Origin of the sequence: Lachnoanaerobaculum sp. OBRC5-5 (assembly GCF_000296385.1) — a bacterium.
In the GTDB taxonomy this organism is placed as follows: domain Bacteria; phylum Bacillota; class Clostridia; order Lachnospirales; family Lachnospiraceae; genus Lachnoanaerobaculum.
In genome coordinates, this window is sequence record NZ_JH815185.1 from 2707852 (window position 1) to 2720371 (window position 12520).

At 32.5% G+C, this 12520-nt stretch carries 15 protein-coding genes and 1 pseudogene; all 16 read left to right on the top strand.

The window, feature by feature from the left end; all coding sequences use genetic code 11:
- A pseudogene (locus tag HMPREF1135_RS12530) lies at window positions 1–474 on the top strand (hypothetical protein); the annotation flags it as partial.
- Window positions 475–565: 91 nt separating this feature from the next.
- Window positions 566–1030, top strand: a complete 465-nt coding sequence (locus HMPREF1135_RS12535) for a hypothetical protein (RefSeq protein ID WP_007595741.1) — start codon at window positions 566–568, stop codon at window positions 1028–1030.
- Between the two features lie 174 nt (window positions 1031–1204).
- The gene (locus HMPREF1135_RS12540) at window positions 1205–1663 is read left to right on the top strand and encodes a hypothetical protein (RefSeq protein WP_007595742.1); all 459 of its coding nucleotides are present in this window, start codon (window positions 1205–1207) and stop codon (window positions 1661–1663) included.
- Between the two features lie 97 nt (window positions 1664–1760).
- Window positions 1761–2507: a hypothetical protein gene (locus HMPREF1135_RS12545; protein WP_007595749.1), complete on the top strand. Its 747-nt coding sequence runs from the start codon at window positions 1761–1763 to the stop codon at window positions 2505–2507.
- Window positions 2497–4365 carry an Mbeg1-like protein gene (locus tag HMPREF1135_RS12550; protein ID WP_007595750.1) on the top strand — a complete coding sequence of 623 codons (1869 nt, stop codon included), beginning with the start codon at window positions 2497–2499 and terminating at the stop codon, window positions 4363–4365. Before HMPREF1135_RS12545 ends, HMPREF1135_RS12550 begins: the two co-directional genes overlap by 11 nt.
- Before the next feature lie 135 nt (window positions 4366–4500).
- Window positions 4501–4695: a hypothetical protein gene (locus HMPREF1135_RS14230; RefSeq protein ID WP_007595752.1), complete on the top strand. Its 195-nt coding sequence runs from the start codon at window positions 4501–4503 to the stop codon at window positions 4693–4695.
- 208 nt (window positions 4696–4903) lie between these two features.
- A complete protein-coding gene (locus HMPREF1135_RS12560) occupies window positions 4904–5194 on the top strand; it encodes a WXG100 family type VII secretion target (protein WP_007595772.1) in 291 nt (96 codons plus the stop codon).
- A 101-nt stretch (window positions 5195–5295) separates the two neighbouring features.
- A complete protein-coding gene (locus HMPREF1135_RS12565) occupies window positions 5296–6042 on the top strand; it encodes a hypothetical protein (RefSeq protein ID WP_007595775.1) in 747 nt (248 codons plus the stop codon).
- Entirely contained in the window at window positions 6032–8014 is a 1983-nt protein-coding gene (locus tag HMPREF1135_RS12570) for an Mbeg1-like protein (protein ID WP_007595776.1), read from the top strand. The genes HMPREF1135_RS12565 and HMPREF1135_RS12570 overlap by 11 nt, the downstream gene beginning before the upstream one ends.
- 1 nt (window position 8015) lies before the next feature.
- Window positions 8016–8348, top strand: coding sequence for a hypothetical protein (locus HMPREF1135_RS12575; RefSeq protein WP_007595779.1), 333 nt, complete (start codon window positions 8016–8018; stop codon window positions 8346–8348).
- A gap of 11 nt (window positions 8349–8359) precedes the next feature.
- Window positions 8360–8665, top strand: coding sequence for a WXG100 family type VII secretion target (locus HMPREF1135_RS12580; protein WP_007595780.1), 306 nt, complete (start codon window positions 8360–8362; stop codon window positions 8663–8665).
- Window positions 8666–8667: 2 nt separating this feature from the next.
- The gene (locus HMPREF1135_RS12585; protein WP_007595781.1) at window positions 8668–8979 is read left to right on the top strand and encodes a hypothetical protein; all 312 of its coding nucleotides are present in this window, start codon (window positions 8668–8670) and stop codon (window positions 8977–8979) included.
- A gap of 25 nt (window positions 8980–9004) precedes the next feature.
- The gene (locus HMPREF1135_RS12590) at window positions 9005–11122 is read left to right on the top strand and encodes a hypothetical protein (RefSeq protein ID WP_007595782.1); all 2118 of its coding nucleotides are present in this window, start codon (window positions 9005–9007) and stop codon (window positions 11120–11122) included.
- 172 nt (window positions 11123–11294) lie between these two features.
- On the top strand, window positions 11295–11585 hold the full coding sequence (locus HMPREF1135_RS12595) for a WXG100 family type VII secretion target (RefSeq protein ID WP_007595772.1): 291 nt from the start codon (window positions 11295–11297) through the stop codon (window positions 11583–11585).
- A gap of 331 nt (window positions 11586–11916) precedes the next feature.
- Complete coding sequence (locus tag HMPREF1135_RS12600; protein ID WP_007595783.1) at window positions 11917–12306, top strand: hypothetical protein; 390 nt, start codon at window positions 11917–11919, stop codon at window positions 12304–12306.
- The gene (locus HMPREF1135_RS12605) at window positions 12296–12520 is read left to right on the top strand and encodes a hypothetical protein (protein WP_007595784.1); all 225 of its coding nucleotides are present in this window, start codon (window positions 12296–12298) and stop codon (window positions 12518–12520) included. Before HMPREF1135_RS12600 ends, HMPREF1135_RS12605 begins: the two co-directional genes overlap by 11 nt.

Below are 12520 nucleotides of genomic sequence, written 5' to 3' on the forward strand. Positions count from 1 at the left end.
GAAAATAAAGACGGAATGACTTATTTCCATGATAATTATGTGGGATATCTTAAGAAAGCGGAACTTGAAAAGTATATATATGAGTTGGCAAAGCCAATATATGGGGAGTGCAAGGTATTTATAGAGCCACATGGTTTTGGATTAGATGATAATTGGAACAAAGATACAGATATGAAGATGTATGCCGAAAAGGGTAATTACACTACGGAGATAATGACAATCGATGATGCATCAAATATTGAAAAGAAATTTAAAATATTGCTAGATAAATTTGAAGATGAAAAATTATTAAGCAATGCGATTTTAGTAACATATATTGCGGAAAATGATTTTAAGAATTTAAGAGAACAATATATTGACTATATACATAACTCGGAAAAGTTTTTTTATAGAATAGATGCAGTATATGATAATGTTGAAAAAAGATTTACAGATATAGATATATTGAAAGGAAATGAAGATTATGCCAACTAATAATAGACCGACAGAATATGAATTACAGGAAAAAGTATTATATGACATCCTACAATATAACCCCTAGAAGTGCGGTAGAGAGGAAAAGATAATGAGAAAAAAATACAAGTTATATATAATTATGGCTATGTGTATGGTTATATGCGGCTTTTTATTAAACAAAATAGCATTTTTTAAGGATAAGGAGTTTGAGAGAGCGGTTAGGGATACAAAGTATACATATAGAATGTCATTTATAGACAAGAGAGATAAGCCGATAATTGGGATTATTTGGAAAAAGGATTTAGAGAAATTAGAGGACGTGTCAATAGATTTTAGGGAATATAAAGTAAAAGATGTAAGCGACCTGAAAAAGTTTAAAAATTTAAAGCAACTGATGTTATGTTATTCACATGAATATGAGGGTGATACAAGTATATATGAGGATGAGCATGTACTTGATAATATATATAAAATAAAAAACTTTAAGAAGTTAGAATGGATATGTATAGAGAATTTGAAAGTAAATGAAGACATTAAAGCAATGTTTCCAAATGCCAAGGTCTTTATTGATTAGAGGGTGTATGGTATTGCAGGCGAAAAATCAAAGATATTAATGGCGCAACAAGGGGGCCGGAAGAATGATAAAAAAGAGAAGAGAAAAAGCTATAGGCGGAATTATCCGGAAGATTTTTAGTACCATGACAGTAAAGGAATATGAGTGAATGTTAGATAGAGAGGAGATTCAGATTTGAATTATACAGAATCATTTTGTTTAGGAATAATTGTTCTAATATGTATGATTGTATTAAACAAAATAGCTTTTTTTAAAGATGAAGAATTTTTGAGAGCTGTGAGAGACACTATGGGGCAAGAGCGTATGTCTTTGGCAAAAAGACGAGAAAAGCCTATAAAGGGTATTATATGGAAAAAGTCTTTGAGGAAATTAAATTTTATTTCTATAAATTTTAAGGACTATCATGTGAAAGATATCACTGATTTAGCATATTTTAAGAATGTTGAAACTATTATACTTACATATATGGGTGATAATGAGGAAGACATAGGCATATATGAGGAAGAGAATATACTTGATAATTTATATTTGGTGAAAAAATTTAAAAAATTGAGAAGAGTTCAGCTATATCATTTGAAGATAAATAGTGATGTGAAGGCAGCCTGCCCAAATGCAAGAGTATTTATAGATTGATTCCATATATGTATAATAAAAAGTGTAAAAATAATACTACTACAATTTAATATATAGACAAGATAAAAAATGTTTTGGTTGAAGGGATTATGCATTTATGAAGAAAAAAGTAAAAAATAATATAAGAAGTATATTATTAAAAATATTGATAATAATTGCATCAATATCAGCAATAATATTTATAAGGGATGTATTGGTTAAAAGAGGAGTGAGTATAGTGATGTTTACAAGAAAAGATTATATGAATGCAGCAGAGTATTATATGCAGAAAAAATATGGAGAAAAGTTTGAAAGTGAGTATATATATGAAGGTAGCGTGTACGTTCACCCAAAGTCAAATCCCTACTGGCATGTAGTAGTAGATGTTGAAACTAAGGATGGAATGACTTATTTCCATGACAATTATGTAGGGTATCTTAAGAAGGAAGAACTTGAGAAATATATATATGAGCTTGTAAAACCTATATATGGGGAGTGTAAGGTGTATACACATCCATATGGTTTTCCGGATGATGATAGTTTTTTAAGAGATACAGATATATTTATGTATGCTAAAAAATCAAACTTTATTATTCGTATATTTGTATGCAGTAATAGAGTGGATGAAGAGAAAAAGCTTGTTGATATATGTAATATTCTGTCAAATAAAAAAATATGTGGAGGTAGATTGGTTGTAACATACTTGAAAGAAGAGGATTTACAATATTTGGAAGAAATATATTTAGATAGATTATTCAATTCTGAAAAGTTTTACAAAAGTTTGACCGTAGTATACGATAGAAAAAAACATTCATATGATGGAGAAATATACGTAACGGAAGGAGATGAAGAGTATGGGAAATAATATAATATCAGAAAATGAATTACAAGAAAAAATATTATATGATATTATACAGTATCTGCCACTAAGTAAGATGGAAATAGATAAGAATTTAGACATAAATTCGATAATTAAAATTATTGAACAAGAGGCAGATGGATTAGAAGAAGGCTACCAAAATGCCATAGCAGAAAATCTTCCTGCGGTAAAGGCAATCCTAAAAGATAGACCTGAACTTGGTAAAGCCAAAATCTCCAATATGAGTTGGAAAGATAATGATGGAGATGGGAAGCCTGACTATTCTGTATATAGTATGCAAGCCTGCACATTTGAGTTGGATGATCATATATATGTATCTTTCAGAGGGACACCAAAAGGAGCTTGGTTGGATAACGGACAAGCATATGGCAGAGATTCAGATATATGGGATACAATGTCAACTATAGTGTCAACTACAAGAGATATGTTAGAAATTACATGTCCGGTAGTCTATACGCCACCAATACCAAATAATCCAATAAAAGAGAAGGTGAAAAAATTTACAAGTGATATTGAAAACAAAATTGAGAAAAGTGTAGTAAATTCATTGAAAAGTATTATCGGTAAAGAAGAAGATATCTTTGATTATATGTCAAAGGACCAAGAACTTGCAGTTAAATACGGAAATGATATAAGAAAACCAAGGGATGGAAGTCAAAGCATTTTCGATAAGGAAAAGAAAGTATACGTAACCGGGCATTCAAAAGGAGGGAATGCAGCAATGGTATTTACTTTATTTAACAGTGATAAGGTAGACAGATGTATAAGTGCTTGTGGTCAGGGCTTTTCTCCGGAATTTATAACTATGGTTAAGGAAATGTTAGGTGAGGACGTTTTGAATGAAGTTGGAAGTAAGACATATGGTTATGGAGGGGATAATGATTATGTAAACATTTGGGGTGTGCATTTCATGCCGCCGGAAAACAGATTATATTATATTCCATATATACCACATGAAAAGATATCTGACATTATATATAATCATTATCCTATCGGTATGATTGATGAAGAGACAGGAAAGCCTGGAGAACTGACGGTAAGAGGACCAGTAGGAAATTTTCTTAATGCATTTAATGAAGAATGGATGGATATGGATATGGAGGATAGGAGAAGCGTTGGAGTTACAATTATGTGGTTTGCACAACGTTTTCATGCCAAAAGTGGCCCGGATAGTGGAAATGATTCATTTCGTGAAGAGATAGATGCAATTGTTAATATGCCAAGGGGATTTTCACTTATTATACCGAGACTTATAAAGCTATTGGGTAGGAAAGAAGGCAAAGATCTTATAAGATATTTGGATAGTGAATTCAAACAAAAGAATGCTGTTGTTGAGGACCTAAATGCATTATATGACATGGATGAAGAGTTAGCAGATAGGATATCTGGTATAAATGATATATTAAAAGATCCTATAAAAGATATAGAAAACCTTCTTAGAGAAAGTATTAGCAAAATGGTGGAAGGACAACAAATGCTTATTGATGCGTATTTTGAAATGGAAATGGCGATGTACAATCCATCGAAATTCGAAGTATACGGAACAGCTGACCTGGGTACAGTAGCAATAAACTATTCAAAGACAAGGGAATTAGTAAGTATGCTGGATGAAGCCAATGATTTGGTTGAGAGAAGGCTTGTGCCTGAAATGGAGGATATATCAGATAGGCTAAAAAGTATTAGTTTTGTAAATGTAAATACAAGAGACTGGGATGATATACTCAGATCTATAAAGAAGGCGAATGATAAAAGGAAGAGGCTTAAAGAAAGAATTATAGGCTACTACAATACTTGTGAAAGTATGGAATCAAAGTTTGGATCAAGTATGAACGGAGTGAATTGATATGTCATGTAGATGTGAGGATATAAGATGTGCTGAGAGGGAAAGAGAAGTTTTAGAAGATATTTTGATAGAATCTGTGATAGTGAAATTTATTATAATGAACTTAAGAATAGTTGTATAGAGATTATAAGTACCATGGTCTTATCAATATATTTGCAAAATAATGAATTTGAAATGATGAAAACAAGGGTGGAAAACAGGATAATAAAACAAGAGGATGAGATTAGAAATTATAAGAACTATATAAATGATAAAATATCATCGCTTGAGGCAAAGATATCAAGAATGAGAAGAGAAGATGAACGGTTTCATGCACATAATGATGATTAAGTGAATAAATTTTGCACCATAAAGTTTTGCACAAAAAATATAACTATATATAAAATATTACAAAAAGTTGAAGTAATTATTTGTTATGTCTTTGCAAATATAAAAAAATAATAAAAAAAATGGAAGTATGCCGTATGTATTATTGAAATTATACAAATCAAGTAGTATAATACAATTGTTCTTAAAAAAAAACAAGGAGGACACTTCTATGGCAGGACAGATTAGGATTACGCCGGAACAGATGCATGCAAGAGCAGGTGAGTTTAGGAATGCGGAGTCAGAGTACTCAAGAGTAATAAGCACTATGAGAAATCTGATAAACACATTGCAGGGTGAATGGGAAGGTGCAGCAAGTGAGAGCTTTGCAGCACAGTTTGAGTCATTACAGCCTTCATTCAATCAAATGGATCAGTTAATACTGGACATAGCAAAGCAGTGTGATGACGTGGCAGATGCAACTCAGGCACTTGATGAAGAGATTGCAAGTAAATTTAAGTAGAAGTTAGTTTTGTAGCCCATGTATTTATGTTATCTATAAGTTATTATTTAGTTTATTAAGATAAATGAATACATGGGCATTTTTAAATTTAAGGGATTAGAATGAAAAAAAGAAGACTAAGTCAGAATGAAGAAGCAATAAGAGGTATTCTTTTAATAATAGTTTTTATAGTGGGACTGGTATTTCTTAGAGATGTACTGGTAAAAAGAGGAGTAAGGATTTTGATGCTGACAAGAGAAGATTATATGAATGCAGTAGAATATTATATGCAGAAAAAATACGGAGAAAAGTTTGAAGGTGAGTATATAGTTGACAATGGTATATATGTTCACCCAAAGGCAAAACCTGAGTGGCATGCAGTAGTAGAAGTTTATAGTAAAAATGGGCTAACTTACTTTAGTGATAACTATGTAGGATACCTAAAGAAAGATGAGCTTGAGAAGTATATATATGAGCTTGTAAAACCTATATATGGAGAGTGTAAGGTGTATACACAACCATGGGGGTTTTCACTGGATGACAGCTTTAACAAAGATACAGATATAATGACATATGTAAGTAATAGTGACTATACTACTTGTATTTTCACAGATAAAAATGCTGAAAATATAGAAGAAGATTTTAGAAAGGTATGTGAGATATTTGTAGATAAAAATTTGCAGACAAATAGTTTGATGGTAACATATATTACAGAAGAAGACTTGGATAAATTTGAAGAAAGATTGATAGACTATACGTTTAATAGGCTCAAGCTTTATTATAGAATTTTAGGCATTTATGATAATGTAGATAAAACATGGTTGAAAGATATAGATATATTGGAAGGAGACAAGGACTATGGTAAGTGAAAGACCTACAGATAAAGACTTACAAGAAAAAGCATTGTACGATATTATACAGTATTTACCATTGGACAAGTTAGGTATAAAAGATAAATATAATATAATTGATATAGTTAATCAAACTGTAATGAAGGAAAAGGAATGGGATAAAATAAAAGATAGTCTAAAAAAAGATGAAAGGGAAAAAATAGAAGCTGCTCAAAAAGCCATAGCCGAAAATCTCCCGGCAATAGAGGCAATCCTAAAAGATAGACCTGAACTGGGTAAAGCGAGAATTTCAAATATGAGCTGGGAAGACAGAGATGGTGATAAGCAAAAAGATCATGATCCTGAAGGAATGCAAGCTTGTACATTTGAAAGAGATGATCAGGTATATATATCTTTTAGAGGAACACCTGCCAGATCGTGGATTGATAATGCAAAAGCGTTTGTCGAGGACTTAGACCCATATGCAATTGCCGCTAACTTAGGTATAGCTTGGACAAAGATAAAAGCAGATACAAAGATGTTACGTCATGCACCACTTGCTGTATCGGACTTTTTTTTAAATGAATCGAGAATATATATAACAAAAAATATAAAAGAAAATTCAATTAGAGTAATGGAAGACATAGCAAGAGCTATAGGAAACAAGGTAGCACCGGATTTTGGTAAAACTGATTATTCAACTACGGAAAAAATAAATGGGATATTTGATGGTGAGTTAAAAAAATATACATCACCGATGCAGGAAGAAGCATTGGATTATATGGAATCATTAAAAAAGAGTGGAGTTTTTGAAAAATATGACAAGGTGTATGTAACAGGTCACTCTAAAGGTGGCAACGAGGCCACACTTGTGACTATGGTATACTCAGATGTAATAGACAGATGTATAAGTGGAGACGGTCAAGGTTTTTCACCTGAGTTTGTAAGATATATGAAAAAAACTCTTGGACCTGAGGAATTTGCTAAGATTCAGGATAAAATGTATGGATTTCATGCTAATAATGATTATGTAAATGTTTTGGGGGTATCTGTAATAAAAGTAGAAAACAGAATATACTTTGTACCGGAGATAAAACAGGAAAGTATCATAGATTTATTGTGGAACCACTTGCCTACAGCTATGATAGATGTAAAAACCGGAAAGATAGCGCAGGTATCGGAGCAGGGTGCATTCGGAAAGTTCATAGCAAAAATAAGTGAAAAACTTATGAAGATAAATCAAAAAGACAGGGAAGATGCAGCTGTTACAGGTATGTCATTTCTACAGTACGGGTATGTGCGTGAACCGATAACATCGGTTAATCCGAGTTTTTTGATAAGTCGGGTTGAAACAGTTATAGATATGGCTGATGTTGTTGAAAGCTTTGGGAACGGTATTACGATATTAGGTAATATAATCGGTGAGACGTTAACTGAAAAAGAGGGAGAAGATTTCGTAAGATATATAGTGGATGAATTTGGTGATAAAAATGTATGGATAAAAGACTTAGGAAAAGCATATGACAGTCTTGACTATGGAGATAAAACGCCTGAATTAATAAAAAAATTTGTTTTAGACAGAGTAGATGAGTTACGGGGGTGGATAAAAGATAGCTTTGATAGGTATTGGAAGGAGTATTATAAGTATAGTGAGTCGGATTTATATGAAAAAAGAGAAATAGAAGAATATAATAAATGTAAGGCATACGGTACTTCCGACCTTGGAACAGTAGCAATAAACTATTCCAAAACAAAAGAACTTGTGAATATACTTGATGAAATGAACGATTTAGTGGAGGGTAGGATACTGCCGGAAATGGAAGATATCGCAGATAGTTTAAGGAGATTGAGTTTTTGGAGAGTAAGTGTTAGAGAATGGACGGATATAAAGGACTCTATAGAAAAAAACAATAAAACCAGAAAAATATTCAAAGAAAGAGTCATAAACTACTACAATTCGTGCGAGATTATGGAGGCTAAGTTTGTAGCCGGTATGTATGGAGGAAAGTGATATGGCGTGTAGATGCAATGATATAGCCGCTGCGGAACGTGATAGGGCAGTAATGCGTGATATGCTGGACAGAATATGTGATACTGAGAATCGCTACAATGAAATTAGAAACAGGTATGGGGATATAATAAATACCATGGGTATTGCAATCTTCTTATTAGAAGATGAGTATAACAGCGCTAAACAGAGAATCGAGAATACTGTTACTGTGCAAGAGGATGATATCAGAAAATATAAGAGTCATATAAATAACAGTTTATCAAATCTTGAAAATAAGATATTGAGAATGGAAAGAGAAGATGACTGGTTTCATGCACATGATGATGACGATTAAGGAGGATTAAGTTGGGTAAGACACAGATAGTATGGAAATACTCAAATATAGAATTGTTACTTAATATTATAGAGAATGCCAACAGTGATATAGAAGAACTTATGTCTGAGATAAGAGAGCAGAATAGAGTATTAAGTGAGAGTATGTCAGGTTCGAGTAAAGAATCCTTTGAAAGCAGCTATCTAAAACTACATAGTCATATGATAAAGCTAAGGATTGAGTTAGAAGATCTTGTTGCAAAAGGAAGAGATGCCGTGAGACTTACAAAGGAACAGGATGAAAAAATAGCAGGTAAGATAGGTAAAAGGAAGGGTTAGTTATGGATAACAAAGAAACAGACCTCTATCTAAAAAACGAATTGATATATGATACTGTAACAAAATATGTTGAAAATCTTAAAAAGGTAGAAACACAAGTAAAGTATATAGCTACAAAGATGAAATCCACAAGTATAAGTGAGTGGGGAGGTTCTGGAAGAACCGGATTTGAAGAATCGCTTAATAAATGGGTTGCACAAGCAGGAGAAGTTGAAAAAGAGATAGACGTGCATAGAAATATTATAGACAATCTACTTAAAGATTCGGCAAATTTATTTAAGTCAGAAAAGAATATAGCAGATGACATGGAATAAATAACATAGACTTGGAGGATGGTATATGGGGAGAATTTTAAAGTCAACGAAGCTTATGGCGGTAGCGTTAAGTGTATGTATGCTATGTAGCGGTATAGTTCTCGGATCTATTGCCAATACAGAGATTCCACAAAACATCAGTACAGCTAATAATTATCAGATTATTGAAAGCGATAAGTCATATAAAGTGGTGTCCACTAAAGATATAGCTGTAGTTAACCTGGATGACGGAGTAAAGTTAAAAGGAAAGAAAGCATACTATGCCGGGAAGATAATAACACTTCCGAATGAACATTTTTACATGACAGGATTGGACGATGCCAGAAACGGATTAAAATCAGGAAAGTATGGTGCATACATAGTAATACCGGCTACATTTTCAAAGGCAATAGAGAGTATAAACAGTGATCCACAAAAGGCCACAATAAATTATACGGTTAATGCGGATAATAATGACGCATCACTTGCAAGTATCGTAAACGATATAAATTCATTCGCATCTGTTGTAAGTGAAAATATAACATTTATATATGTGAGTGCAATATTGGATGAGTATCACAGAGCTCAAGACAATACCAAGGTGATATTAAGGAATGACAGTATAGATCTTGATAATATTAACAGCATATCGCCTGAAAGTTTATTGGGCAGATATGAGAATATTAAAGAAAATAATATAGATTTTAAGCCTTCAGACATAGATTTGGACAAGTATAATGTAGAAAATGAAAATATAGTTGATTCGTTTTCAAGGGAACTAAGAGAAGCCAAGGAAGAAAATGAAAGAAACTTTGATAATATAAAGAGAGAAGGGGAAGAAGTAAGAACAGGTACAGACAGTTTTGGAAGATTTTTTGAAAGTCTTACACCACTGAGGGATAATTCCGGAAACAGTGTATATTCACACGGACTTACAAATATTGAACGACTATTAAGCGGTCATAATGACAGGTTAAATTCATCTTTTAATATGTTTGATGAGATATTTAAGAGACAGAATGAACAGACAAAGAATACCTTGCAGGAAGAGGCAAATGTGCATCTTGCTTCCGAGTCAAACGCACTACGTAGTCGAATTAATCTCGAAATAAGCAGCATCATAGAAAACAGTTATAGAAGAATTTTTGAACAGGAGTATCAAAATATACAAAGAAGCGGTATGGAGCTTATGAGGCGATATATCGAAAATGTGATAATGCATGAACTCGTTATGGATACAGAGGAGAGTGAGTATCTTCTCTCAAAGCTTGCTACCGCATCAGATGCAATCATGCGTGAAAATATAAATACGGCAACAATGTCCAATGCAATAAACAGTATGACGGATAATATTGTGCCTACATTTAATATAACAATGAATCCTTTTATCGGGTCAAATACATATTTGACGGGATTGAATACAGCGGCTGAAACAGATTTTAATACAATAAAAACAACATTGAATTTCCCGATAGAGGAACTGAATGATGCATTTAGAAATGATATAGAAGATGTAATAGATAATTCCGTATCAAATATGTCGGCAGAGATAAATGAAAAGATAAGAGATTTTAATGATGTACAAAGAAGGTATATAGATTTGCTGGATGACTACAATCCATACACACATCTTAATGACAGTTATATGTCAAGAGCTGCAAATGAACTTGAGAGAAGTACCGGTATGGTATTATCCGAGTTTAGAGATAAGCAGACGGATGATGAGAAAAAGGTTTATGACATCATGAGAGTAAGTGATGAAAATATCAGAATGTATGATGAAAGTATAGGTAAAGCCTACGACACTACAATGAAGAACGTGATAGATGTTGTAAATGAGCTTAGAAGTAAAAAGGAAAGTACTAAGTCAGAAAACAGAGAGCTTATGAATGATTTTTCAGATAAGCTTTCATATACAAGGCTGGGCAGTATAGGAAATAAGGATGCATATAACTTTATATCAAGTCCTGTAGAGATAGCACCAAATGATGACAGTAATATAGAAGTAAAAAGTGACTATATGTATAATCCTGGAACTAAAAAGAGTAATATGATGGATAATCGATATCTAAAAGGGGCAATATCCGTAGGAGGAATCAGCTTTATTTTATTGGTCGCAATGGTATTAAATGCTTTATTTAATAAGACGGAAAAGGAGGATTAGATTTATGCATAATAGGTAAATAAATACAAGGTGACATGTATAAAATGATGATATATTATGTAATAAATTATTAATACAGCACATAAAAAAATATTAATTTTTATATTTTTATTGAAAAATATTTAAAAATGTGCTAAAGTAGTTTTAACAAAACCAAATATAGGAGGTCATTATGGCAGGACAGATTAGGATTACCCCGGAGCAGATGCATGCAAGAGCAGGCGAGTTTAGAAATGCGGAGTCAGAGTACTCAAGAGTAATAAGCACTATGAGAAATCTGATAAACACATTGCAGGGTGAGTGGGAAGGAGCGGCAAGTGAAAGCTTTGCAGCTCAGTTCGAATCATTACAACCGTCATTCAATCAAATGGATCAGTTGATACTTGATATTGCAAAGCAATGTGATGACGTGGCAGATGCAACTCAGGCACTGGATGAGGAAATTGCAAGTAAGTTTAAGTAAGTAGTAGTTCTATAGCCCATGCATTTATGTTATTGATAAGTTAAATTATTTTAGTTTATTAAGATATAGATGCATGGGCTTTTTGCATATTTAGAAATAGTGGGATTTTATGTGTCGGCATAGCCGGGAAGTAAAAGAGAGATATGAAAAAAACGATAGCAAATAATACACTAATTGTAGATAGGTTGATAGACGATATAAGTAAAAAATCAAGTGCACCATACATTTATATTATAAGCTAAATCATTTTAGTTCATTAAAGATATAAATGTATGGGCTTTTTAATAAAAGCAACGGATGATAAAATAATTGATATAGGAGGAGAAAATTTATGCAACTGGACTTAGATACAGATGTTTTAAAGGTAAGAGATCAAAGTAGCGGAGTAGCTTTGACTGATCAATATCCGGGTATTGATATTTTGACAAAGGAGAGCAGACTGAAATTTGAATTTAGAGAGAATGAGAAGAATAGGAAGTATAGTGAGATTATAGATAATTTGACATTTACTGTAAGTGATGAAAAGTCGCCTGATGAGCTTGTAAGATTAAAGATGAGTGAACTGAATATTTTTACTTCAAAAACAAAATATTATAATTTGACATATACTGATGAAAAAACAATGAGTCCTGTAACTGCTGTATTGTTCCTGGTATTTATGGGTATTTTGGGGCTTATTTTTGCAATAAAAACCGGAAAGAGGAAGAAATATGCACATTGATTTTACACTACAGATAGATGAGGTTAAAGTGGATTTGAGTATGAACTGCAAGCAAAGTATAAATGACATAATAGAAAATATTTTCATGACAGAAAAAGATTTTTTACCGGATTATTATCTTTCATGTATGCAAGAAAGAATGGTGAGTGCATATAAAACATTGGAAGAAGAGAAAATAAAAAATGGAGACAGGCTGGTAGCAGTGAGGAGATAA